Source organism: Pseudomonas sp. F-14 TE3482 (assembly GCF_053629455.1).
Map to the genome: position 1 here is coordinate 2,536,099 of NZ_JBRJII010000001.1, position 24,723 is coordinate 2,560,821.

The window sequence follows — 24,723 nt, forward strand, 5'->3', positions numbered from 1 at the left end:
GAGCGGCGGTTCCACTCCATTTGTGAGCCATTTAAGGAAAGTTGTCGGGGACGGTGGCGGTAAATAGTTATCGCATCAGAGGCGGATGTGATCGAACGCACCTCATGCAATCGAACTGTCGCGATGACCGCTCGGCAATCTTCATCAAACTGTCACGTAACTGTGGCAGCGCGCTTGAACAAACTTCATCAGACTCGCGCTCTACTGGAGTTCTGCGTTTCGGTGTTTTTCATGCGTGCTTTATTGTTATCGGCGGCCACTTTTCTGGCCGCTTTATTGTTCAGCTTGCCGTCCCTGGCGGCTTCGCGGTGCGATGTCGATGTTCCGACCGAGCGGGTCGATCTGGAGCAGGTGAGCCTGGCCTACCAAATCATTGGCCGTGCCTCGGACCCTGCGTTGTTGCTGGTGATGGGCCTGGGCGGGCAGTTGATTCACTGGCCGGACGAAGTGGTGGTTGCGCTGTGTCAGCAGGGTTTTCGGGTGATCCGCTATGACAACCGCGATGTCGGCCTCTCCACTTGGCGGCAGACGCCGGTCGACGCCAACCTGACGTTCGAAGTGATGCGCTACAAACTCGGCTTGCCGGTATCGGCGCCGTACACCCTGACCGACATGGCCGACGATGCCTTCGGCCTGATGAGTGCCTTGCACGTCGAGCAATTCCACGTACTGGGCGCCAGCATGGGCGGGATGATCGCCCAGCATATGGCGGCCATGGCACCGCAGCGTATCGAGAGCCTGACCTTGCTGATGACCAGCTCGGGGGCCGAAGGTTTGCCAGCGCCAAGTGCGGCACTGATGCAGTTACTCGCGCGACGCGGTGCGCCGAATCGCGAAGTAGCACTGGAGCAACAGGCCGATTTGCTGGCGGCATTGGGTAGCCCGGCGGTGAGCGATGACCGGCAGGCGTTGTTGCAGCAGGCGGCGCAATCTTATGACCGGGCATTCAACCCCGAGGGCGTGAAGCGCCAGATCATGGCGATCCTCGCTGAACGGAGCCGTGTGGCGTTGCTCAATCAATTGCGGGTGCCAACGCTGGTGGTTCACGGCACCGCCGATCCGTTGTTGCCGGTGATGCATGGCGTACACCTGGCGGCGCACATTCGCGGCAGTCAATTGAAGCTGATTCCGGGGCTGGCCCATCGTTTCCAGGAGGCGTTCAAGGCGCCGTTACTGGCGGCGGTGTTGCCGTATTTACAGGCCCACCGCGAAGACACCTCGCATTGGGCGCAGATCGATCCGGTGGCCGAACACAATCTTCTGTAACACCCCAATCCAAACTGTGGGAGCCCTGTGGCGAGGGAGCTTGCTCCCGCTGGGCTGCGAAGCAGCCCCAATCCTGCACAGGCTGCTGAGTCTCAGGTAATCCGCATTGACCTGTTTACGACTGCTGCGCAGCCGAGCGGGAGCAAGCTCCCTCGCCACAAAAGCGCCTCAACGACAGTGGAGGCTGGTTTACGTTGGAACGAAGTTATCGAGCATCCGGTTCACCGCCAGTTCACCCAGCATGACCGAGTTCTGGATGCCGAGCACGGTGTTGCGTTGCGGGCCGTTCAGTTGCCCCGCGAAATCACTCAGCATCACGCTCGCCGCCGCCAGCGATTCGCAGGCGTTGACCAGCAGGGTTTCGTTACTGGCGTCGGGGGCGATGAGGTAAAGGGTGCTGGGTTTGCGTGGGGTGTCTTGGGGAATGACCGGTTTGAGGTAGTAATCGAGGGCGCGGTCGGCGGCTTCGTTGAGCTTTTTGGAGCCGGGGGGCTTCGTATGGGGAAACGTCGTCGGTTTCCGGTGGGTTTGGAGTGATTTTGAACATTGAGGGATACACCTTTTAGTAGAGCTACAACCCGTCTCGCTACTAAACGGAAGGGGGGCAGCTGTGCGCAAGTTAGTAGACCGGAGTACCCCTCAAACCCGGCGCACCCGAGGGTGCCATGCGCACAGCCACCATCAAGTGCAGGTGAAAACCTGACTAAATGACGCTTGTGCAACCGTCTTGAGGGGGAATCCGGGCTACTAAACCCGATCACTGGGAATCAGTGACAGGAGCCAAGTTACCGACGGGCCTCCAGACGCACAAGCCGGCGGATTCTGACGTGGTTGTAGGCGACGGCGCAAGGCGCTGTAGCTTTCAGGAAGTAACGCTAAACAGAACTAAACATGCCCGCCCACCCCCCCCAAAAAAAAACCTGTGGGAGCCGGGCTTGCCCGCGATGGCGGCGTGTCAGTCACCGAAGATGTCGTCTGGAAGGCCGTCATCGCGGGCAAGCCCGGCTCCCACAGGGATAGTGGAACGGCTGCCACACGGGCTCAGCCTGCGGGTGTATCGTTCGAACTTTCCGGCGCGATTCAAGCCTGTGAGGTCAATGATGAGTACCCCCTTGAAAATCGATTTCGTCAGCGACGTGTCCTGCCCCTGGTGCGTCGTCGGTCTATATAGCCTGACCCGTGCCCTGGATTTGCTGGGTGACGAAGTCCAGGCCGAGATCCGTTTCCAGCCGTTCGAACTGAACCCGAAGATGAACCCCGAAGGCCAGAACATCACCGAACACATCAGCGAAAAGTACGGCTCGACGCCTGAGCAATCGCAGAAGAACCGCGAAATGATCCGCGCGCGTGGCGCCGAGGTCGGGTTTGCCTTTCGCACGGATGGCAACAGCCGCATCTACAACACGTTCGATGCTCATCGCTTGCTGCACTGGGCCGGGCTGGAAGCCATGAGTGAGGCCAAGGGCGGAACAGTCAACGGCTAACGGCTCGATCTGCGTAGGAACTGCCGCAGGCTGCGATCTTTTGATCTTGACCTTCAGCGGTCTAGAAAAAATCAAGATCAAAAGATCGCAGCCTGCGGCAGCTCCTACAGGTGTGTGCAAATGCCGCAGGCCGCGATCTTTTTGAATCTAGCCGTGCAAGCGAACCCACACGCTGACCAGCACCGTCGCCGCCATCAACCAGGCCACCGCCGCCACCGCCAACGAAGCCTCCAGCCGCATTCGGTCGACCATCACATACAAGGTCGCCAGGTAGACGAAGTACGGAATGATCGACCACATGCCAAACACGATGGTGGTTTTCAGATCATCCAGCGAGCGCCCTTTGCCGACGATGTAATGAGCGATCAGCGCAAAGGTCGGGAACAGCGGCACCAGGCCGGCGATGTAATAGTTTTTGGTCTTGGCCAGCATGGCCAGAATCACCACCGCCGCCGCGCCCAGGGTCGCTTTGAATATCAGGTCCATCAGTGGCTCAACCCGTATTTCTTCACTTTGTCGAACAGCGTGGTCTTGGCCATCCCCAGTTCCTGGCTGGCCTGGGTCAGGTTGCCGCCGCTGCGCTGCAAGGCGTCGCTGAGCAGGTTGCGTTCGAAAGCTTCCACCGCTTCGGCGAAGGCCAGACCCTGGTTGCTGCCATTGGTGCCGGATTTTTTGAAGGCCGGCAGGCCCAATGCGAAACGCTCGGCGACGTTGCGCAATTCGCGCACGTTGCCTGGCCAGTCGTGGCTCATCAGGTTCGACAGGGTCTGGTTGTCCAGCTCCGGCACCGCGCGGTCGAAGCGCAAGGATGACTGCTGCAAAAAGTGTTCGAACAATTGCAGGATGTCTTCGCGGCGCTCGCGCAACGGCGGCAGCTCCAGGGTCACCACGTTCAAGCGGTAATACAGGTCGCTGCGAAATTCGCCAGCCTTGCTTGATTGATCCAGATCGGACTTGGTCGCGGCGATCACCCGGCAATCCACCGCCACGCTCTGGTTCGAGCCAAGGCGTTCAAGAGTGCGTTCCTGCAACACCCGCAGCAGCTTGATCTGCAACGGTAGCGGCATGCTTTCCACTTCATCGAGGAACAGCGTGCCGCCGTCGGCGTGCTCGATCTTGCCGATACGCCGCTTGCCGGCACCAGTGAAGGCGTTGGCCTCGTGGCCGAATATTTCACTTTCGAACAGGTTCTCCGGCAGGCCACCGCAGTTCAGCGCGACGAACTGTTTGGAGTGCCTGCGGCTGAAGTCGTGCAGGCAGCGCGCAACCAATTCTTTACCGGTGCCAGTCTCGCCTTCGATCAGCACGTTGGCCGACGTATCGGCGACGTTGGCGATCAGTTCCCGCAGGTTCTGCATGGCCGGCGAGCGCCCGATGATCCGGCCTTCGAGGGAGTCGCGCTCGAACAGCTGTCGACGTAACGACGACACTTCCCGCGCCAGGCTGCGTTGCTCCAGCGCACGGCGGGCGACGTCCACCAGACGTTCGGGGGAGAAGGGTTTCTCCATGAAGTCATAGGCGCCTTTCTGCATCGCGCCGACGGCCATCGAGATGTCGCCGTGGCCGGTAATCAGCACCACCGGCAGGCTGCGATCGCGGGCCTTGAGCCGGGTCAGCAGTTCCAGGCCATCGATGCCCGGCAGGCGGATGTCGCTGATGACAATGCCGGCGAAGTTATCGCCGACACGTTCCAGCGCTTCTTCGGCGCTGCCCACGCCTACGCAGGGAATGTCTTCCAGGGTCAGCGCCTGTTGGCAGCCGAGTAGGACATGGGGGTCGTCTTCGACGATCAGCACACTAAGGTCGTTGTTCATATTGGCTCGGCGGGAGTGGGGCTTACCAACGGTAAACTGAGGACGAAGGTGGTACCACCGCTGGCCGGGTGCTCGACACCCAGATGCCCGCCAGTGGCGGCGGCCAGGCTGGCGGAAAGCGTCAGGCCGAGGCCCAGGCCTTGTTCGCCGGGTTTGGTGGTGAAGAACGGTTCGAACAGATGCTTGCGCGCTTCGGCATCGATGCCGTGGCCGTTGTCGCGTACCCGCAGACGATACTTGCCATCGAACGCCTCGCCCTCGAGCCACAACGCCGGCTGGGGTTGCGACTGCATGGCGTCGAGCGCGTTGCCGATCAGGTTGACCAGGATCTGTTCCAGGCGGGTCTGGTCGATCTGCAGTTGTACGTCTTTGAAGTCGCGGTGCAATTGCAGGTGCGCACTTTCCACCCGGCTACCCAGCAACTGCAGGGCAGCGTCCACGGCTTTGCCGAGGCTGGCCTGGCCCTTGTCATCGCCACGCCGGGCGAAGGAACGCAGGCTGGCAGTGATCCGGCCCATGCGGTCGATCAGTTCATTGATGGTCTTGAGGTTGGTGCTGGCCACATCCAGCTGACCGCGTTCCAGAAAGCGCACGGTATTGCCGGACAAGGTCCGCAAGGCGGCCAGCGGCTGGTTCAATTCGTGGGCGATGCTGGTGGACATCTGGCCGATGGCCGCCAGTTTGCCGGCCTGGACCAGTTCATCCTGGGCGCGGCGCAACGTCTCTTCCGCCTGCCGCCGTTCACGGATCTGGCCCTTGAGCCGTTCGTTGCTGGCGCGCAGGTCGGTGGTGCGTTCGGTAATCCGACGCTCCAGTTGATTGTTGGCTTCCTGCAAGGCTTCCCGCGCCGCGAGGCGGGTGGCGATCACCTTGCGCCGCTCGTTCCAGGCGATCAGCAGAAACGCCACCAGGGCAAATGCCACCGCCACCAGAATCCCCTGATTGATCGCTTCACGGCGCAAATCCTGCAGAGGCGTGAGCAGGGTGAAATTCCATGGGGTGTCGCTCAGCGGCCGCGTTTGCGAGAGATAGCTGATGTTCTCTTCTTCGGACATCAATTCGCTGTTGGCGGGGAAGGTCAGCTTTTCTTCGCCTTCGGCGAGTTTCTCCCGTGCCAGCGGTTGCAGTTCATTCAGCGGAAACCAGTAGTACTGCAGGCTACGGGCCAGTTTTTCCTTGGTTTCCTCGCTCAATGGCACCACCGATTTAAGCCGCCGCGCCGGATCGCTGGAAAGAATGATGATGCCGTTCTCGTCGCTGACGAAGGCTTCCAGGCGCGCACGCTGCCAGCGTTCTTCCATGGCTTCGAGGCGGACCTTGACCACGGCGACGCCGATGATCTTGCCGTGCTCTTCCAGGCCATGCGCCAGGTAGTAACCGGGTTCGCCACTGGTGCTGCCGATGCCATAGAAACGCCCCGGCTGACCGCGCACGGCATTCTGGAAATAGGCGCGGAAGGACAGGTCTTCACCCAGATAACTGTCGACATCGCGCCAGTTGCTGGTGGCCAGTACGCGACCGGTGGTGTCCATCACATAAATGGCCCGACTGCGGCTGCGCCGGTTCAGGCCTTCAAGGTATTCGTTGACCGTCTGCCGGAGTTCCGGAGACGGGGCGGCCAACAGCTTTGAAACACTGGATTCGAGTTCCAGCAGGCTGGGCAGGTAGGTGTACTTGCTGATTTCGCTCTCGACGGCGCGGGCGTGCAGTTCCAACTGACGCTGGCCATTCTCGCTAAGGCTGCGAATTCCGTAGTGTTCACTGACCCAGAAGCCGATGTAACCCAATCCGATCATCAGGGCGATGACCAGTGGCGGCAGGAACAGATGGCGAATCAAACGGGGTTTCACGGCGAGTGATGGCGGCGCGGCGCGATAGAGAGTGGAGTCGCATTTCATCACAGATGCCTTGGGTCAACCACAACACAAATCTACAGATCACCACAGATCCTTGTGGGAGCTGGCTTGCCTGCGATAGCGGTCGGTCTGTCAATGATGATGTCGACTGACACTCCGCTATCGCAGGCAAGCCAGCTCCCACAGGGGGAGCGGCGTCCGATGCTTAGTGCTGCAGAATCTTCTCGAGGAAATGCTGCGCGCGGTCGGAGCGGGCGGTGATGTCGCCGAAGAACTCTTCTTTCTTGCAGTCTTCGATGATCTTGCCCTGGTCCATGAAGATCACCCGGTCGGCCACTTTGCGCGCAAAGCCCATTTCATGGGTCACGCACATCATGGTCATGCCTTCGTGGGCCAGTTGCACCATCACGTCGAGTACTTCGTTGACCATTTCCGGGTCCAGCGCCGAGGTCGGTTCGTCGAACAGCATGACGATCGGGTCCATCGCCAGCGCACGGGCAATCGCCACACGCTGTTGCTGACCGCCGGAGAGTTGGCCTGGATGCTTTTTCGCGTGGGCCGAAAGACCGACGCGTTCGAGCAGTTGCAGGGCTTTCTTGGAAGCCTCTTCCTTGCTGCGACCCAACACCTTGACCTGTGCGATGGTCAGGTTGTCCATGATGCTCAGGTGCGGGAACAGTTCGAAATGCTGGAACACCATGCCCACGCGCGAGCGCAGTTTCGGCAGGTTGGTCTTCGGGTCGGCGATGGATGTGCCATCGACGATCACGTCGCCTTTCTGGAACGGTTCCAGGGCGTTGACGCATTTGATCAGGGTGGATTTGCCGGAACCAGACGGCCCGCACACCACAATCACTTCGCCTTTTTTGACCTCGGTGCTGCAGTCAGTCAGTACCTGGAAGTCGCCATACCACTTGTTGACATTCTTGATAGAGATCATACGGCAAACCTTTTTTGCAGACGCTTGACCAGCAGCGAGGCGGCAAAGCTGATTGTGAAGTACGTGAGACCTGCGAAGATCAGGAACTCATTGGAGCGACCGATGATGTCGCCACTGGCACGGGAGGCATTGAGGAAATCCACCAGGCCCACCGCATACACCAGCGAGGTGTCCTGGAACAGGATGATGCTCTGTTGCAGCAGCAGCGGGGTCATCTTGCGAAACGCTTGCGGCAGGATGATCAGTCGCATCATCTGGCCGTATTCCATGCCCAACGCCTGGGCAGCGCCCATCTGGCCCTTGGGGATCGACTGCACGCCAGCCCGGACGATTTCGCAGAAATACGCGGCTTCGAACATCATGAAGGCCACGATGCACGAGGCGAACGCGCCGATCGGGGTGTCTTCGCCGGTAATCCAGCGTAATACAAACGGCACCGCCAGGTAGAACCAGGTGATGACCAGCAGCAACGGGATCGAGCGGAAGTAGTTAACGTAGGCGCCGGCGATGTTCGACAGCAGTTTGTTGTGGGACAGGCGCATCAGCGCCAGGAGCGTGCCGAGGATGATCCCGCCGATCACGCCCAGCGCCATCAGCTTGAGGGTCATGATCATGCCGTTCCACAAACCCGGCAGGGACGGAATGATGCCCGAGAAGTCGAATTCCATCATTTACCCCCTACGGAAATCAGGCCCGGTACGGCGACTTTCTTCTCGACCGAACGCATCAGCAGCATCAGGCTCATGTTCAGCGTGAAGTAGATCAGCGTGGCCAGGGTGAAGGCTTCGAACAGGTTGGCGGAGAACTCGGCGGTCTGTTTGGTCTGCGCGAGCAGCTCCATCAGGCCAATCAGCGACGCGACGGAGGAGTTCTTGAATACGTTCAAAAATTCCGAGGTAAGCGGCGGAATGATGATGCGGTAAGCCTGGGGCAGCAGCACGTTCCAGTAGATCTGCGGCAGCTTGAAACCCATGGCGCGAGCGGCGGCTTCCTGGCCGCGGGGCAGCGCCTGGATACCGGTGCGCACTTGTTCGCAAACCCGAGCGGTGGTGAACAGGCCAAGGCACACGACGACGCTGAGGAACGCCGAAGTGGTGGGGTTGAGATCCTGCTTGTACCACTCCTGGATATCCGCAGGCAGCAGATCGGGCACCAGGAAGTACCAGATGAACAGCTGAACCAGCAGCGGCACGTTACGGAAGAGTTCGACGTAGCAGGTCGCGATGCCCGATACGATGCGATTCGGTACCGTGCGCATGACGCCCAGAATCGAGCCCAGCAGCAGCGCGATGATCCAGGCTGCGACGGCAATGGCGATGGTCCAGCCCAAACCGGAAAGGTACCAGTCGAAATAAATCTCGCTGCCCACGCCGGTGGACTTGAAGAACACGCCCCAGTCCCAGTTGTAATTCATTAGGGTCTCCCCTCGGATTCGTTCGATGTACAAATGCCCGCCTGGGGACTCCGTTCCCGCCCGATCTTGAAGATCAGGCACACACGAGCGGCTCGACAGCCACCGGTTCGAGTGTTTCCAGAAATGCCAGCAGGGAGTGACAACCCCTGAAAGGGCAAAGGCTCTCTCAGGGGATAAGGTTAGTCAGAAATCAGGATTTCTTTTCGTCAGCCGCTTTGTCGGTTGGATTGGCGATCAGGGCCTTGAGCTCTTCGCTCATCGGGAACATCAGGTTCAGGCCTTTTGGCGGAATTGGCTGCATGAACCATTTTTCGTAGATCTTGTTGATCTCGCCGGACTTGTAGGTCGCGATGATGGCGTCGTCGACAGCTTTCTTGAACGGCGCGTCGCCTTTGCGAACCATGCAACCGTAAATCTCATTGGACTGCGCAGTCCCGGTCACGGCCCAGTCGGTCGGCTTCTTGGCCTTGGCCATTTCACCGGCCAGCAAGGCGTCGTCCATCATGAAAGCCACGGCACGGCCGGTTTCCAGCATCTGGAAGGACTCGCCATGGTCTTTGGCGGAGATCACGTTCATGCCCATCTGCTTGTCGGCGTTCATCGACTTGAGGATGCGCTCGGACGTGGTGCCGGCGGTGGTCACGACGTTCTTGCCTTTGAGGTCGGCGAAGTCTTTGTATGGGGAATCTTTCTTGGCCAGCAGCTTGGTGCCGATTTCGAAGATGCCGACGGAGAAGTCAACTTGCTGCTGACGTTCGACGTTGTTGGTGGTGGAACCGCACTCGACGTCCACGGTGCCGTTCTGCACCAGCGGGATACGGGTTTGCGAGGTCACCAGGTTGTATTTGACCTGGAGGTTGGGCATGTCCAGGTCTTTCTTGATGGCTTCGACGATTTTCAGCTGAATATCGTGGGAGTAGCCAACCGGTTTGCCGGAAGCATCCGCGATGTAGGAAAACGGAATGGAAGCGTCACGATGCCCGAGGGTGATGGTGCCGGACTCTTTGATCTTCTTCAGTGTGCCGGTGAGTTCGGCGGCGAAAACTGGAGTGCTAATCAGAGCGGCAGCAATGGCTGCGCCCAGGAGATGGGGAACGATGCGCATCAAATTTTCCTCGACATTGTTTTTATATGGAGCCAGTTCATCGGCCCTTTTTGGTGCTTCGAATGCTTGCCGGCTCCTGAAGGGGTGGCGCAACGAACATTCGTCCAAGAGTGTAGAGCATGACTCGTGCCAGGCCAGGCGATATAGATCAAGCTATTGATTTATAAGGCTATTAAATATTTATGGCGCTGAATTTTCTATTGGGCGATCCGGTTTACCGAATCGACTGGCAAGTCGCGTTCGGAAAACCGAATAGAATCTTGGGTTTTACTCCAACCCTGTGGGAGCGGGCTTGCCCGCGATAGCGGTATGTCAATCGACATTATTATTGCCTGTGCTGGCTTCATCGCGGGCAAGCCCGGCTCCCACAGGGGGCGAGGTGTATTCGGAACGCAAAAAGCCCCTGAATCGTGAGATTCAGGGGCTTCGTTTCACCGGATTCCCGATCAGGCCGCTTCGATCTTGCTGCGGTTCTGTTCGAGCTTGTTCAGGTAATCTTCGAGCTTCTGCTGTTCCGCCGGGGTAGTGAACAGCCCAAGCTTTGTGCGGCGCCACAGAATGTCGTGGGCGGTGGTCGCCCATTCTTCGCTGCACAGGTAATCAACTTCGCGAGTGTAGAGACCGCCGCCGATGTGTTCGCCCAGATCATTAAGGCTTTCCACACCTTCGAGCATGCGCCAGGTGCGGCTGCCGTAAGTGGTGGCCCAACGTCGGGCGATCTCGGTGGGCACCCAGTCGAATTTGTCGCGGATCCGCGAGCTCAAGGCCTGCGGGGTGGTCATGTCTTCGCCGCCGGGCAGGGTGGCGCTGGCCGTCCAGCTCGGCTTGATGTGCGCGAAGTAAGGGGCCAGTTGCGCCAGCGCCGACTCGGCCAGTTTGCGGTAAGTCGTCAGTTTGCCGCCGAACACCGACAGCAACGGCGCTTCTTCGCCACTGCCCGATAATGCCAGGGTGTAGTCGCGAGTAACGGCCGACGGGTTGTCGGATTCGTCGTTGCACAGCGGACGAACACCGGAATAGCTGTGCAGAATGTCGCCGCGACTGACTTGCTTCTTGAAGTGGGCGTTGACCACTTTGAGCAGGTAATCGGTTTCGCCTTCAGTGATCGCAACTTTCGCCGGGTCGCCGGTGTACTCACGGTCGGTGGTGCCGATCAGGGTGAAGTGATTCAGGTACGGAATGGTGAAGACGATGCGCTGATCTTCGTTTTGCAGAATGTGCGCGTGTTCGCCTTCATATAGCTTTGGCACGATCAGGTGGCTGCCCTGGATCAGACGGATGCCATACGGCGATTCCATCTTCAGGTCATCACGGATGAACTTGGCGACCCACGGGCCGGCTGCATTGACCAGTGCTTTGGCGCGGATCGAAAACAGGCTGCCATCGGCACGCTCCAGGTTCAGATGCCACAGGCCCTTGGTGCGACGGGCACTGACGCAGCGGGTCTGGGTGTGAACATGGGCGCCTTTCTCGCGGGCGGCCATGGCGTTCAGTACGACCAGGCGTGCGTCATCGACCCAGCAATCGGAATATTCGAAACCTTTGGTGATTTCGCTTTTCAGGGCGTTGTCCGGACCAAACTTCAGGCTTTTCGAGCCTTCGAGTTTTTCTCGTTTGCCGAGATGATCATAAAGGAACAGGCCGGCGCGGATCATCCAGGCCGGACGCAGGTGCGGGCGGTGCGGGAGCACGAAACGCATCTGTTTGACGATGTGCGGCGCCTTGGCCAGCAGCACTTCGCGCTCGGCGAGGGCTTCGCGCACCAGGCGAAATTCGTAATGTTCGAGATAGCGCAGGCCGCCGTGGATCAGCTTGCTGCTGGCGGACGAAGTGTGGCTGGCCAGGTCATCCTTTTCGCAAAGGAATACCGAAAGACCGCGACCGGCGGCATCCGCTGCGATCCCCACGCCATTGATCCCACCACCGATGACGGCGATATCGTAAACCTCGGCGAGAGGGGGCGTAGGCAAGGTAGAAGTGGGCATCGGCTGGCCTCGGGCTTTGATTTTCTATATTGGAATTCGAACATTAATGTTCATTTACGAAAATACTAGCCCATAAAGACGCGCACAGCCAGTCAACTTCGATTGAAAATACTGATCGAAGGGCGGTTAAAGGAAAATTTACGAACATTTAGAGGCGCGATTGGGCGCAAGAGGTGTTTTGTGTGGCCTGTCGCCATCGCGGGCAAGCCCGCTCCCACAGGTTATGTGCAGACCTGTGGGAGCGGGCTTGCCCGCGATGGCGTCGGTACAGACGACGAAAATGTGGGGGGTTAAACCACTTCCAGCCGAATCTTGTGCTGACTCAACAGCTGCGCCAAGGCTGGCGAAGGCTGCTGATCAGTGACCAGGCAATCGATCAGGCTGATCGGCCCCAGGCGAATCATGGCATTGCGCCCGAATTTGCTGGAGTCGGCGGCCAAAATCACCTGCCGGGCATTGGCAATGATCGCCTGGGACACCCGCACTTCCTGATAATCGAAGTCCAGCAAGCTGCCGTCTTCATCAATGCCGCTGATGCCGACCAGGGCGAAGTCGACCTTGAACTGGTTAATGAAGTCGACACTCGCCTGACCGACCACGCCACCGTCACGCCGCACGTTGCCACCGGTCAGCAGCACGTCGAAATCGTCCTTGGCGCTGAGCATCGAGGCCACATGCAGGTTGTTGGTGATGATCTTCAGGTGGTTGTGGTTGAGCAGCGCCCGAGCTATGGATTCGGTGGTGGTGCCGATATTGATGAACAGCGAGGCGTGATCGGGAATCTGAGCGGCAATGGCTTCGCCGATACGCTGTTTTTCATCGCGCATCTGATCGGCGCGCATGGCGTAGGCAGTGTTTTCGACGCTGGAGTCGTAGGCTGCGCCGCCGTGGTAGCGACGCAACAGATTGACTTCCGCCAGTTGATTGATATCGCGGCGGATGGTTTGCGGTGTAACGACGAACAGCTGGGCCATTTCCTCGATGCTGACATAGCCGCGTTCGCGGACCAGTTCGAGGATTTGCTGCTGACGGGGAGGCAGATTCATGGGGCTTCCTTTGGGCTGCCGTGCAAAATTTGCCCATGATGCCGCAGGAATCTGCTCCCTACCAGTTAGAACCCGACCTTGGCTTATTCAGCACCCTCATGCGGTTCCCAATCACGAGTGCGGCTGACCGCTTTTTTCCAGCCGGCGTAGAGTTTTTCCTTCGCGGTTTCGTCCAGTGTCGGTTCGAACTCGCGCTCGATCACTGCCTTGCCGCGCAACTCGTCCAGGCTGCCCCAGAAGCCACACGCCAGACCCGCTAGGTAAGCCGCGCCCAATGCGGTGGTTTCACGCATTTGCGGACGCTCGACCTGCGTACCGAGAATGTCGGCCTGGAATTGCATCAGGAAATTGTTCGCGACTGCGCCGCCGTCCACGCGCAGGGACTTGAGGCGTTCGCCGGAATCCTGCTGCATGGCGTCCAGGACGTCGCGGGTCTGGTAGGCAATCGACTCCAGCGCGGCACGAATGATGTGATCCACGCGTACGCCGCGCGTCAGGCCGAACAATGCGCCACGGGCATACGGGTCCCAGTAGGGAGCGCCCAGACCGGTGAAGGCGGGCACCAGGTACACACCGTTGCTGTCCTTGACCTTGTTGGCAAAGTATTCGGTGTCGTGGGCGTCGTTGATGATTTTCAACTCGTCACGCAACCACTGCACGGTGGAGCCACCGTTGAATACTGCACCTTCCAGGGCGTAGGCCACTTCGCCACGCGGGCCGCAAGCGATGGTGGTGAGCATGCCGTGTTTGGATTTCACCGCTTTGTCGCCGGTGTTCATCAGCAGGAAGCAACCGGTGCCATAGGTGTTTTTCGCCTGGCCTGGCTCGACGCACATTTGGCCGAAGAGGGCTGCCTGCTGGTCGCCGGCGATACCGCCAATGGCGATGCCACTTTTGGTGTGGCCGTAGATCTCGGACGAGGATTTAACTTCCGGCAGCATCTCGCGCGGGATGTCGAGGACCTCCAGCATCTTCGCGTCCCACTCCAGCGTGTGGATGTTGAAGAGCATGGTGCGCGAGGCGTTGGTGTAGTCGGTGACGTGTACTTTACCGCCGGTAAATTTCCAGATCAGCCAGCTGTCTACGGTGCCGAACAGCAGTTCACCCTTGCGCGCACGTTCACGGCTGCCTTCGACGTTGTCGAGGATCCACTTGAGCTTGGTGCCAGAGAAGTACGGATCGGTGACCAGGCCAGTGGTGTCGCTGATGTATTGCTCGTGGCCATCGCGCTTGAGCTGTTGGCAGATTTCGGTGCTGCGCCGGCACTGCCAGACGATCGCGTTGTAGATCGGGCGGCCGGTGGTCTTGTCCCAGACCACGGTGGTTTCGCGCTGGTTGGTGATGCCGATGGCTGCGACCTGATCGTGATGCAGGCCGGCTTGAGCCAGGGCCTCGACCATCACGGCGCTTTGGGTGGCGAAGATTTCCATCGGGTCATGTTCGACCCAGCCGGCTTGCGGGTAATGCTGCGCGAATTCGCGCTGGGCGGTGCAGACCACGTTCGCGTCACGGTCGAAAATGATCGCGCGGGAGCTGGTTGTACCCTGATCGAGGGCAATGATGTAGTTCTTATTCTGTATGTCGGTCATGTCGATTGCCTTGGACGAAAATTAGGAAGTGAGGTCAGGCGCGGCACCACATGGGCAGGATCACGCGCCAACGGTTTCAAGACGTTCTTGGTTTGCCGTCAATGGCCGGTACTGCATCCTTTGTAGCAGGTATGGCGCTGGGCAGATGACGGGCAATCAGCCCGCGATAAGCTGCAGCACCGAGGCAGGCACCGACAATCGGTGCAAAAATCGGGATCAGGAAGTACGGGATATCGCGCCCGCCAGTGAAGGAAATTTCACCCCAGCCGGCGAAGAAAGTCATCAGTTTAGGACCGAAGTCTCGGGCCGGGTTCATCGCGAAACCGGTCAACGGGCCCATCGAGCTACCAATCACGGCAATCAGCAGGCCGATCAGCAACGGCGCCAGCGGCCCTTTGGGCAGGCCATTGTTGTCGTCGGTCAGCGACATGATCACGCCCATCAATATGGCGGTGATGATCACTTCAACCAAAAAGGCCTGGGCAGTGGTCAGGGCAGGGTTCGGGAAAGTGGAGAACACCGACGCCAATTCAAGGCTGGCCTGGGTGCCACGAACCATTTGGTGAGTTTGTTCGAAATCGAAGAAAAGGTTGCTGTACAGCGTGTAAACCAACAAGGCCCCGCAAAAGGCGCCGGCCACCTGAGAGAAGATATAGAAAGGCAGTTTGCGCTTTTCGAAGTCAGCGAAAATGCTCAGCGCGATACTCACGGCAGGATTGAGGTGCGCGCCGGAAACGCCGGCGGTGAGGTAGATCGCCATGCTGACGCCCACCCCCCAGATGATGCTGATTTCCCACAGTCCGAAGCTGGCACCCGCCACCTTGAGCGCGGCAACGCAGCCGGTACCGAAAAAGATGAGCAGTGCAGTACCCAGAAACTCGGCCATGCATTGGCTCGAGAGCGACGGTTGTTGTAAAGCAGTTGTCATTGAAAACCTCGTTTTTGTTGTTGTCTGGCGCTTTTTGATCAAAGTCAAAGCGCGATTTTCACCAAGTCAGGATCCCCATCCTGTGTTCGGCTTACTGCTGGGTGCTGCGGTGAGACATTCGTACAGTATTCAGATTCGAAAAAATATAGACAAGAAACGCTGCTGTCAAAGGTCGAAAGTGAACTGTCGGTCACATTTCAACTATTAGTCACGTGAATGACCGCATCGTTCATCGGGCAGGCCGATCGTGGACGAACGGCACAGAAGCCCGGCCAAGCTTTGAAATAGCGTTGTAATAGAGCCTTTTATCGATCAATGACCTAGAATCGTGCCCAGTATTTTTCTTCTGCCGCCAAGCCTGGAGCTGCCATGACCCCCGCATTGGATTTGTTGAAAAAAGTTCGTGCCGAACATCGCGTGCACAGTTACGAACATGATCCGAAGGCAGCGTCCTATGGTCTGGAGGCCGCGGAAAAACTGGGGTTGGACCCGGCGCAGGTGTTCAAGACATTGCTGGCGGCCAGCGAAAAGGGGGAATTGTTGGTGGCGGTGGTGCCGGTCGTCGGAAGTCTGGACTTGAAGGCGCTGGCGCAGGCCGCCGGGGTGAAGAAAGTCGAAATGGCCGATCCCGCAGCTGCACAGCGCTCGACAGGTTATCTGTTAGGCGGCATCAGTCCACTCGGGCAGAAGAAGCGTCTGCGTACCTTTATTGATCGTTCGGCTCAGCCTTTTTCCAGCATCTTCGTCAGCGCCGGACGGCGTGGACTGGAAGTGGAACTGGCGCCCGCTGTGTTGGCCGAACACACCCAGGCGAAGTTCGCCGATATCGGTCGCCCCTGAACAGAAGGCCTCGGGCGTTCAGCCTGTATGGTGGAAATTGATTCGTTCTGTCACTGGTGAAGGGCTCTTCGTGGCTTCATGCTCGTCGACCTGAAAAAGGGAGAAGTGCCATGCAGTTGGAGTTTCATCAGGTTGATGCGTTCAGTGATCGTCCATTCAGTGGTAACCCGGCGATGGTGTACCGGCTCGATTCCTGGCTTGACGATGAGTTGATGCAAAAAATCGCCGCCGAACACAACCTCGCCGAAACCGCATTTCTGGTACATGAGGGTGCCGTCTGGCACATACGCTGGTTTACCCCGACCACCGAAGTCCCGTTATGCGGCCATGCGACCCTGGCCAGTGCCTATGTTCTGTTTGAAGTCTATAAGGAACCGGTCGAGCGACTGGACTTTATCTGCAAGTCCGGCCCGCTGAGTGTCAGTCGTGAGGGCGAGCGCTTGTGGCTGGATTTCCCGGTCATCGTGCCGACGGAAGTGGGCGTGACCCTGGATATCGAGCGCGCCTTGGGTGTGAAAGCAGTCGATGTGTTGGGTTCGAAAGAATTGTTCGTGGTACTGGAGTCCGAGCAAGCGGTGCTCGATTGTCAGCCGGACATGGTTGCGCTGGCAAAACTGCCATGGCTGGGCGCCATTGTGACCGCCAAGGGCAGCAAGCATGACTTTGTGTCGCGATACTTTGCCCCGGCAATCGGCATCAACGAAGACCCGGTGACCGGGTCGACCCATTGCAGCCTGATTCCGTATTGGGCGGAACGCTTGAGCAAGTCGAGTCTGACGGCTTATCAGTGTTCGGCGCGAGGCGGGGAGTTGTTCTGCCAGCTGGAAGGGGATCGAGTGAGCATTGGCGGTAATGCGACGCTGGTTGCAAGCGGCAAATTAATGCTCGGATGATTTTTTTGTAGGAGCGGGCAAGCCTCGCTCCTACAGATTCTGGTGTCAGCTGGCGGTGCTGTACCGCCGAACACCGGATTCGATCACCGGAATCTGCGCCGCCGTGCTGCCGTTCGCCTGAAACAGTACCAAGTGTTCAGCCGCCACCCGAATGCCTACTTCAGCACCGACCAGATGATCGGCATGACTCGGGAAAATCGACTCCAGCTGCGCGCCCGTAGACAACTGCAAGCGGTACAGAGTCGATGCCCCCTGGAAGCTCTTGCCAACAATTTGCGCCTTCAGTGGGCTGTCCGGCGCATAGACGATATCGTCCGGACGCAACAACACATCCACGGCACAACCGATTGGCCAGGTGTAGGCACGGTTGCCGCGCAATTCACCCAACTCGGTCTGCACCGACTCCGGGCTGCTCAACTGGCCGCGAATGAAGTAACCCTGGCCAATGAAACTGGCCACGAATGGCGTCAGGGGTTCGTGATAGAGGTTGTAGGGCGTGTCCCACTGCTCCAGGCGACCTTCCTTGAAAACGCCCACGTGGTCGCTGACCGCGAAGGCTTCTTCCTGATCGTGGGTCACCAGGATTGCACTGGTGCCGCGCGCCTTGAGAATGGCGCGTACTTCATGACTGAGCTTGCGTCGCAATTCGCCGTCGAGGTTAGAGAACGGTTCGTCGAGCAACAGCAGTTGAGGTTCCGGCGCCAGGGCGCGGGCCAACGCCACACGTTGCTGCTGGCCACCGGACAGCTCATGGGGGAAGCGCTTGCCGAGGTTTTTCAGATTGACCAGTTCGAGCAGTTCTTCGGTGATGCGATCCTTTTGCGGATGCTTGCGGATTCCGAAAGCGATGTTCTCGGCCACGCTCAAATGCGGAAACAGTGCGTAATCCTGAAACACCATGCCGATCCGGCGCTTCTCCGGGGCAAGGGTGAAACCGGCGCTGGAGATGGTCTCGCCCGCCAGCTGGATTTCACCTTCGTGCACCGGTTCAAAACCGGCAATCGCCCGCAGGGTGGTGGTTTTGCCGCAGCCCGAAGACCCCAGCAGGCAACCGATATCGCCGGCATTCAAATGCAGGTTGAGGTTCTGCACAACCCGCTGGTTTTGATAACCGCAGGCCAGGTTGCGCAGGTTCAGCAGTAATGGCTGGCTCATGCGTGGTGGTACGAAGGCGGGACGAGGAATTCGAGCAAGGCCTTTTGTGCATGAAGACGGTTTTCGGCTTGATCCCAGGCCACCGAACGCGAGTCGTCGAGCAGGTCGAGGCTGATTTCCTCACCACGGTGGGCCGGCAGGCAATGCATGAACAGCACGTCCGGCGCGGCCAGGTCGAGCAGGGCACGGTTGACCTGGAACGGTGCGAACAACTTCAGGCGCTTGGCGGTTTCCTCTTCCTGGCCCATGGAGGTCCAGACGTCGGTGCTCACCAGGTGCGCGCCGCGCACGGCTTCCTGCGGGTCGCGGACGATGGTCACCCGATCGCCGGCTTTAGCCACGAACTCAGGATTGGGTTCGTAACCTTCCGGGCAGGCGATGCGCAACTGGAAGTCGAACTGGATCGCCGCTTCTATATAGCTGTTGCACATGTTGTTGCCATCGCCGATCCAGGCCACGGTCTTGCCTTGAATCGAACCACGGTGTTCGAGGAAGGTTTGCATGTCGGCCAGCAACTGGCAGGGGTGCAGGTCATCGGACAGGCCATTGATCACCGGCACGCGGGAATTGGCGGCGAATTCGGTCAGGGTACTGTGGGCAAAGGTACGGATCATCACCGCATCGAGCATGCTCGACATGACGATGGCGCAGTCGCCGATCGGCTCGCCGCGACCCAATTGGGTGTCGCGTGGCGACAGGAATATCGCCTGGCCGCCGAGCTGGATCATGCCGGCTTCGAACGAGATGCGTGTGCGGGTCGAGGACTTCTCGAAAATCATCCCCAGGACGCGGTTTTTCAAAGGCTCGAACAGTACGCCGCGGTTACGCAGGTCCTTGAGCTCAACGCCTCGACGGATCACGCTGACCAGCTCTTCGGGCGTGCAATCCATCAGGGAGAGAAAGTGCCTTGCGCTCATCATTGACTACCTTTTTGCAACAGACCGCAGATACTCAAAGCCTTGTTTAACTGAAAAACGGGCGAGACCTGCGGCGTAAGCCGCACGGGGCGACGAAATAGGGGAAGGCGCGATATTGACATTAAATGTCGCGTTTTTCCAATGGGCTACGGTGTTTAGAGGATTTCAGAGGGGCTACGGGTGACCGCAGTAGCGCTTTTGAAGCCTGTTTCCTGACAGCAGCTAACCATTTGTACACCGCGCTCGCCGGACTTGGCAATCAAACAGGACGCGGGCGACACGCTGGCGGTCGGTTTTTGACCTGTCATTCGGGCCTTTGGCGGGCAATGTGTCTTGTCCGAAACATTTGCTAAAGCAAAGTGCTGGGTTATAACTAGTGCACGAGCGATGCAGGAAGCCTTTGGAATGGAATCGAAAGAACAGCTGTTGATGGAGCTACTCGGCCTTACGGCACGCTCCCTGACCCACCTCACTGCTTCCATGACCTCGATGTCTTTCGAGTTGTTGCGTAGTGAAGACGAAGTCACGAAGACGGCCGGTCGGCGCATGATCGACCGCATGGCCACCATCAGCGCCGGGCTCGACGAGCATTGGCGATTGATCGGCGAGCTCACCGGCGTGCATGTTGCCCATGAGCAGATCGAAACCATCGAGGAGATCCAGTTGCAGGCGCCGCCGAGTCTGCCATCGAACTGATCCCTTGCTGCCATCGGCTGGCCTGATAGTCGCCGATTCACAAGACGAACGTCGCTGGCAAAGGGGCGGATCGCGCGCCATAGTTTTGTTCCCGCGGCCGCTATTGCCCGCCCAGAACAAAACAGAGACTGGCCATGACCAAGACTCTCCATCACCGAGCGTGCCACCTGTGTGAAGCCATCTGCGGCCTGACCATCGAAACCTCTGAGGTCGAAGGCAGCAGCGTACAGATCACCTCGATCAAGGGTGATCCGCAGGACACCTTCAGTCGTGGGCACATCTGCCCCAAAGCGGTTGCCCTGCAAGACATTCAAAATGATCCGGATCGCCTGCGTCAGCCGATGCTGCGAACAGGCAGCGAATGGCAGCCTATCGAGTGGGAAGACGCTTTCAGTCTTGTTGCCGAACGCCTGGCGGCGATTCAGGAGCGTCACGGGCAGAACGCGGTGGCGGTCTATCAGGGCAACCCCAGCGTGCACAACTACGGGTTGATGACCCACAGCAATTATTTCCTCGGCCTGCTGAAAACCCGCAACCGGTTCTCCGCGACATCGGTCGATCAGTTGCCCCATCACCTGACCAGTCATTTGATGTACGGCCACGGCTTGCTGCTGCCGATCCCGGACATCGATCACACCGATTTCATGCTGATCCTGGGCGGCAATCCACTGGCCTCCAACGGCAGCATCATGACCGTGCCGGATGTGGAGAAGCGCCTCAAGGCGATTCAGGCCCGGGGCGGCAAAGTGGTGGTGGTCGATCCGCGTCGCAGCGAAACGGCGGCGATGGCTGATCAGCATCTGTTCGTGCGCCCCGGTGGCGATGCGGCGCTGTTGTTCGGGCTGCTCAATACCTTGTTCGCTGAAAGTCTGACCCGCGACAGTCATTTACCGGTCGATGGCCTGGATGAGGTGCGTGAAGCGATCTCAGGTTTCACCGCCGAGGCCATGAGCCCGCTGTGCGCGGTGCCCGCCGAGCAGATCCGCCAACTGGCACGGGACTTCGCGGCAGCGCCGACAGCGGTCTGCTACGGTCGCATGGGGGTTTCGACCCAGGCTTTCGGCACCCTGTGCCATTGGCTGGTGCAACTGATCAATCTGGTCACCGGCAACCTCGACCGGGTGGGCGGTGCGTTGTGCACCGAGCCGGCGGTGGATCTGGTGGCCTCGACCTCGGGGGGGCATTTCAACCGGTGGCAGAGCCGCGTGTCCGGGCGTCCGGAATACGCGGGAGAACTGCCGGTATCGGCGCTGGCCGAAGAGATGCTTACCGAAGGGGAAGGGCAGGTCCGCGCGCTGATCACCGTGGCGGGCAATCCGGTGCTGTCCACGCCCAATGGCCGGCAACTGGAGCAGGCGCTGGACGGATTGGAGTTCATGGTCAGTGTCGACCTGTACATCAATGAAACCACGCGTTATGCCGACCTGATCCTGCCGTCGACTTCGGCGCTGGAAAACGATCATTACGACACCACGTTCAACATGTTCGCGGTGCGCAACGTCACCCGCTTCAACCGGGCGATCCTGGCCAAGCCCGAAGGCGCGCTGCATGACTGGGAAATCTTCGTAGGGTTGGCCAAGGCTTTTGCAGCGAAGACTGGCAAAGAGCTGAAGCCAACCATCGCCCCCGCGCAGATGATCGACCTGGGGCTGCGGATGGGACGGTATGGCGACGCTTCGGAACATAAGCTATCACTGGCGACTCTGTTCGATCATCCTCACGGTATCGATCTCGGGGCGCTAAAACCCAACCTGGTGCCACGCCTGAAGACCGCCAGTCAGCGAGTCCAGGCAGCGCCTGTCGAGATCCTCGCCGACCTGGCGCGCTTCGCGGCGCTACAAGCTCCGGCTGCCGATGAGCTGCTGATGATCGGCCGCCGCCATGTGCGCAGCAACAATTCATGGATGCACAACTATCACCGTCTGGTGAAGGGCAAACCGCGCCATCAACTGCTGATGCACCCGGACGACCTGGCCAGCCGCGGGCTCAGCGATGGGCAGCGGGTGCGCGTCAGTTCGCGGGTCGGGGTGATTGAGGTTGAAGTGGTCGCCAGCCTGGATATGATGAAAGGTGTGGTCAGCCTTCCTCACGGTTGGGGTCATGCGCGACCGGGTGTGCAGATGACGATTGCCAGCGGTCAACCCGGCTCCAGCGCCAATGACCTGACTGACGAATGTCAGCTCGATGAGTTGTCGGGTAATGCGGCGTTGAACGGCGTGCCGGTGACCGTGGCGGCGGCATGAATATGACTGTCGGGGAGGCCGAGCATGGCGCTCGGGTTTCCGTTACAATGCGCCACCGTGCCGACCACTGAGTCGGAAAGTTCAGCCGAGGTGCTCCATGGATATCATCGAAACGATTAAAGAGCAGATTGCCAACAACACCATTCTGCTTTACATGAAAGGCTCGCCGAATGCCCCACAGTGTGGGTTCTCCGCGAAAGCCGCTCAGGCTGTAATGGCCTGTGGCGAAAAGTTTGCCTATGTGGACATCCTGCAGAACCCGGAAATCCGCGCCAACCTGCCAAAGTACGCCAACTGGCCAACCTTTCCGCAATTGTGGGTCGGTGGTGAGCTGGTCGGCGGTAGCGACATCATGACTGAGATGGCTGCTGACGGTTCGTTGCAAGCGACGATCAAAGCCGCTGTTGAAGCTGCTGCGGCCAACAAGACCGACGCCTGAGACGCTATGTGTGGGAGCGGGCTTGCTCGCGAAGGCGGTATAACATTCAACAGATAAGTTGACTGACATACCGTTTTCGCGAGCAAGCCCGCTCCCACATCTGTTCTAGGGTGAACCTGAAATTCGGTCATAAAAAAGCCCCGCCTCTATAAAAAAGAGCGGGGCTTTTTATTGCGTCGCGATTAGCGGCGTAGCATTTACTCTTCGCCCATCTGCGACTGCAGATAGTTCTCAAGACCGACTTTATCGATCAGGCCCAGTTGGGTTTCCAGCCAGTCGATATGTTCTTCTTCGGATTCAAGAATGTCTTCGAGCAGTTCACGGCTACCGAAGTCGCCAACAGTTTCGCAGTGAGCGATAGCGACTTTCAGATCGGCATGGCCGTCGCGTTCGATCTTCAAGTCACACTCAAGCATTTCCTTGGTGTGTTCGCCGATGTTCAGCTTGCCCAGGTCCTGGACGTTCGGCAGGCCTTCAAGGAACAGGATGCGCTTGATCAGCTTGTCGGCGTGCTTCATCTCGTCGATGGATTCGTGGTACTCGTGCTTGCCGAGCTTGTTCAGACCCCAATCTTCATACATGCGTGCATGCAAAAAGTATTGATTGATCGCGACCAGCTCATTGGCAAGGATCTTGTTGAGATGCTGGATGACTGTAATGTCGCCTTTCATGATGGGGTCCTGCCCTGTATTAGCTGTCTATAAGGCAGAGTTTGAGCCGCGTAATTAAGAGTGTCAAACCTAAGTTATTGAAACTTAAATGAAAATTAATCGGAATAAGAATGTTTGTGTTCCGCGTCTAGCGCCTAAGCGGTTGATTTTCAGACATAAAAAAACCGGACATCAAGTCCGGTTCTTTGTAATACGGTCATTATGCGGCGGTAAATTCTGTGGGGTAGGGGATCGACGCCTGGGCCGATTGCAGTTTGCCCAGGGTTTCACGGACCACTTCCTTGGCAAGGCAGGCGCATTTACCGCATTGGCTGGCAACGCCGGTGGCCTGACGGACTTCCCGATAGCTGCAGCAACCTTCATAGATTGCATCGCGGATTTGACCGTCGGTGACGCCAGTGCAGAGGCAGACATACATAAGTGAAAACCGTCGCTGGTTGTGACTCAATTGCGATGGATCTTAATGTTAACGAGAATGATTGTCAAAGTGGTTTCTGAAAGGTTTTCGTCATAAGGGCATGTGACTGACGAACGGTTTCTTCTCACGTTGTCAGGAGAAAAATATAGCAGCGGTCTTTTTACCTTCCAGGAAAAAAACCATTAAGGCGCTAAGGACAGGTGAAAAACGCGGTGTATGATGGTCGGCCTTTTGCGAAGCAGGTTTGTGTCACAGGGCTGTCGCCCGAGGGTGGCAGGCTGGCATGAACCCTGTTCAACGTTATTACACCAGGAGATATCCAATGAGCGTACTCGTAGGCAAACAAGCCCCTGACTTCACCGTACCGGCCGTACTCGGCAATGGCGAAATCGTAGACAGCTTCACCCTGTCCTCGGCCATCAAAGGCAAATACGGCCTGGTGTTCTTCTACCCACTGGACTTCACCTTCGTTTGCCCGTCCGAGCTGATCGCTCTGGACAACCGCATGTCTGATTTCAAGGCACGCAACGTGGAAGTGGTAGCCGTTTCGATCGACTCGCACTTCACCCACAACGCCTGGCGCAACACCCCGGTCAACAATGGTGGCATCGGCGAAGTTCGCTACACCATGGCGGCCGACCTGAAGCACGAAATCGCCAAGGCCTACGACGTTGAGTCCGAAGGCGGCGTGGCTTTCCGTGGCGCGTTCCTGATCGACGACAAAGGCGTTGTCCGCTCGCAGATCATCAACGACCTGCCGCTGGGCCGTAACATCGAAGAGCTGATCCGTCTGGTCGACGCTCTGCAATTCCACGAAGAGCACGGCGAAGTTTGCCCTGCCAACTGGAAAAAAGGCGACAAAGGCATGACCGCTTCCACCGAAGGTGTTGCGGCTTACCTGACCGAGAACGCTGCTGCGCTGTAAGGCACGTTCGAGGCATAAAAAAACCGGCTGATAAGGCCGGTTTTTTTATGGGCGGGATAAACCCATTCTGTTCATCGGTGGCGAGGGAGCAAGCTCCCT

General features: G+C 58.5%; 22 protein-coding genes and 2 pseudogenes. 8 read left to right on the forward strand and 16 right to left on the reverse strand.

Annotation, left to right across the window (positions count from 1 at the left end; all coding sequences use genetic code 11):
- Window positions 1-231: 231 nt before the first annotated feature.
- Window positions 232-1,266, forward strand: coding sequence for an alpha/beta fold hydrolase (locus tag AB7M26_RS11380; protein WP_123500655.1), 1,035 nt, complete (start codon window positions 232-234; stop codon window positions 1,264-1,266).
- Window positions 1,267-1,455: 189 nt separating this feature from the next.
- Here the strand turns inward: AB7M26_RS11380 and AB7M26_RS11385 are convergent.
- Window positions 1,456-1,813, reverse strand: a pseudogene (locus AB7M26_RS11385) (DUF6124 family protein).
- A gap of 553 nt (window positions 1,814-2,366) precedes the next feature.
- Here AB7M26_RS11385 and AB7M26_RS11390 point away from each other — a divergent pair.
- Window positions 2,367-2,717: pseudogene (locus tag AB7M26_RS11390) on the forward strand (DsbA family protein); the annotation flags it as partial.
- A gap of 180 nt (window positions 2,718-2,897) precedes the next feature.
- Here AB7M26_RS11390 and AB7M26_RS11395 read toward each other — a convergent pair.
- The 11 genes from AB7M26_RS11395 to AB7M26_RS11445 form a co-directional block, all read right to left on the reverse strand.
- Window positions 2,898-3,227: a GlpM family protein gene (locus AB7M26_RS11395; RefSeq protein WP_429388818.1), complete on the reverse strand. Its 330-nt coding sequence runs from the start codon at window positions 3,225-3,227 to the stop codon at window positions 2,898-2,900.
- Window positions 3,228-3,235: 8 nt separating this feature from the next.
- Window positions 3,236-4,564: a two-component response regulator AauR gene (locus AB7M26_RS11400; RefSeq protein ID WP_123500659.1), complete on the reverse strand. Its 1,329-nt coding sequence runs from the start codon at window positions 4,562-4,564 to the stop codon at window positions 3,236-3,238.
- Window positions 4,561-6,462 carry a two-component sensor histidine kinase AauS gene (locus AB7M26_RS11405; protein ID WP_123500661.1) on the reverse strand — a complete coding sequence of 634 codons (1,902 nt, stop codon included), beginning with the start codon at window positions 6,460-6,462 and terminating at the stop codon, window positions 4,561-4,563. The genes AB7M26_RS11400 and AB7M26_RS11405 overlap by 4 nt, the downstream gene beginning before the upstream one ends.
- A gap of 163 nt (window positions 6,463-6,625) precedes the next feature.
- Window positions 6,626-7,360, reverse strand: a complete 735-nt coding sequence (locus AB7M26_RS11410; protein WP_008069475.1) for an amino acid ABC transporter ATP-binding protein — start codon at window positions 7,358-7,360, stop codon at window positions 6,626-6,628.
- Window positions 7,357-8,028, reverse strand: coding sequence for an amino acid ABC transporter permease (locus AB7M26_RS11415; RefSeq protein WP_008069476.1), 672 nt, complete (start codon window positions 8,026-8,028; stop codon window positions 7,357-7,359). The genes AB7M26_RS11410 and AB7M26_RS11415 overlap by 4 nt, the downstream gene beginning before the upstream one ends.
- On the reverse strand, window positions 8,028-8,774 hold the full coding sequence (locus AB7M26_RS11420; RefSeq protein ID WP_008069477.1) for an amino acid ABC transporter permease: 747 nt from the start codon (window positions 8,772-8,774) through the stop codon (window positions 8,028-8,030). The genes AB7M26_RS11415 and AB7M26_RS11420 overlap by 1 nt, the downstream gene beginning before the upstream one ends.
- A gap of 190 nt (window positions 8,775-8,964) precedes the next feature.
- A complete protein-coding gene (locus AB7M26_RS11425) occupies window positions 8,965-9,879 on the reverse strand; it encodes a glutamate/aspartate ABC transporter substrate-binding protein (protein WP_123500663.1) in 915 nt (304 codons plus the stop codon).
- A 446-nt stretch (window positions 9,880-10,325) separates the two neighbouring features.
- Complete coding sequence (gene glpD, locus AB7M26_RS11430; protein WP_429375089.1) at window positions 10,326-11,864, reverse strand: glycerol-3-phosphate dehydrogenase; 1,539 nt, start codon at window positions 11,862-11,864, stop codon at window positions 10,326-10,328.
- 290 nt (window positions 11,865-12,154) lie between these two features.
- On the reverse strand, window positions 12,155-12,910 hold the full coding sequence (locus tag AB7M26_RS11435; RefSeq protein WP_007898523.1) for a DeoR/GlpR family transcriptional regulator: 756 nt from the start codon (window positions 12,908-12,910) through the stop codon (window positions 12,155-12,157).
- 83 nt (window positions 12,911-12,993) lie between these two features.
- Window positions 12,994-14,499: a glycerol kinase GlpK gene (glpK, locus tag AB7M26_RS11440; RefSeq protein ID WP_008009318.1), complete on the reverse strand. Its 1,506-nt coding sequence runs from the start codon at window positions 14,497-14,499 to the stop codon at window positions 12,994-12,996.
- Window positions 14,500-14,575: 76 nt separating this feature from the next.
- The gene (locus AB7M26_RS11445) at window positions 14,576-15,427 is read right to left on the reverse strand and encodes an MIP/aquaporin family protein (RefSeq protein WP_123500668.1); all 852 of its coding nucleotides are present in this window, start codon (window positions 15,425-15,427) and stop codon (window positions 14,576-14,578) included.
- Between the two features lie 369 nt (window positions 15,428-15,796).
- On the opposite strand from AB7M26_RS11445, the gene ybaK reads away from it, so the two are divergent.
- A complete protein-coding gene (gene ybaK, locus AB7M26_RS11450; protein ID WP_218399012.1) occupies window positions 15,797-16,267 on the forward strand; it encodes a Cys-tRNA(Pro) deacylase in 471 nt (156 codons plus the stop codon).
- Between the two features lie 110 nt (window positions 16,268-16,377).
- Window positions 16,378-17,160 carry a PhzF family phenazine biosynthesis protein gene (locus AB7M26_RS11455; protein WP_429375092.1) on the forward strand — a complete coding sequence of 261 codons (783 nt, stop codon included), beginning with the start codon at window positions 16,378-16,380 and terminating at the stop codon, window positions 17,158-17,160.
- A 45-nt stretch (window positions 17,161-17,205) separates the two neighbouring features.
- On the opposite strand, the gene AB7M26_RS11460 is transcribed toward AB7M26_RS11455, so the two are convergent.
- Together AB7M26_RS11460 and argF are read right to left on the reverse strand one after the other, a co-directional pair.
- Window positions 17,206-18,315 carry an ABC transporter ATP-binding protein gene (locus AB7M26_RS11460; RefSeq protein ID WP_123500674.1) on the reverse strand — a complete coding sequence of 370 codons (1,110 nt, stop codon included), beginning with the start codon at window positions 18,313-18,315 and terminating at the stop codon, window positions 17,206-17,208.
- Window positions 18,312-19,232 carry an ornithine carbamoyltransferase gene (argF, locus tag AB7M26_RS11465; RefSeq protein WP_032830187.1) on the reverse strand — a complete coding sequence of 307 codons (921 nt, stop codon included), beginning with the start codon at window positions 19,230-19,232 and terminating at the stop codon, window positions 18,312-18,314. The genes AB7M26_RS11460 and argF overlap by 4 nt, the downstream gene beginning before the upstream one ends.
- Before the next feature lie 405 nt (window positions 19,233-19,637).
- Here argF and AB7M26_RS11470 point away from each other — a divergent pair, with 405 nt between their 5' ends.
- The 3 genes from AB7M26_RS11470 to grxD all read left to right on the forward strand — a co-directional run bounded on the left by AB7M26_RS11470 (window position 19,638) and on the right by grxD (window position 22,610).
- The gene (locus tag AB7M26_RS11470; RefSeq protein ID WP_192345600.1) at window positions 19,638-19,928 is read left to right on the forward strand and encodes a hypothetical protein; all 291 of its coding nucleotides are present in this window, start codon (window positions 19,638-19,640) and stop codon (window positions 19,926-19,928) included.
- 134 nt (window positions 19,929-20,062) lie between these two features.
- Window positions 20,063-22,171 (forward strand): molybdopterin oxidoreductase family protein, encoded by a 2,109-nt coding sequence (locus AB7M26_RS11475; protein WP_429384305.1) that lies wholly within the window; start codon window positions 20,063-20,065, stop codon window positions 22,169-22,171.
- A gap of 97 nt (window positions 22,172-22,268) precedes the next feature.
- Window positions 22,269-22,610, forward strand: a complete 342-nt coding sequence (gene grxD, locus AB7M26_RS11480; RefSeq protein ID WP_007898513.1) for a Grx4 family monothiol glutaredoxin — start codon at window positions 22,269-22,271, stop codon at window positions 22,608-22,610.
- Window positions 22,611-22,807: 197 nt separating this feature from the next.
- On the opposite strand, the gene bfr is transcribed toward grxD, so the two are convergent.
- Both bfr and AB7M26_RS11490 read right to left on the reverse strand, forming a co-directional pair.
- A complete protein-coding gene (gene bfr / locus AB7M26_RS11485) occupies window positions 22,808-23,281 on the reverse strand; it encodes a bacterioferritin (RefSeq protein WP_123500680.1) in 474 nt (157 codons plus the stop codon).
- 199 nt (window positions 23,282-23,480) lie between these two features.
- Window positions 23,481-23,699 (reverse strand): bacterioferritin-associated ferredoxin, encoded by a 219-nt coding sequence (locus AB7M26_RS11490; protein ID WP_429384310.1) that lies wholly within the window; start codon window positions 23,697-23,699, stop codon window positions 23,481-23,483.
- Between the two features lie 322 nt (window positions 23,700-24,021).
- Between AB7M26_RS11490 and AB7M26_RS11495 the strand changes: the two genes are divergently transcribed.
- On the forward strand, window positions 24,022-24,624 hold the full coding sequence (locus tag AB7M26_RS11495) for a peroxiredoxin (protein ID WP_007898510.1): 603 nt from the start codon (window positions 24,022-24,024) through the stop codon (window positions 24,622-24,624).
- The last annotated feature ends 99 nt before the right edge of the window (window positions 24,625-24,723 follow it).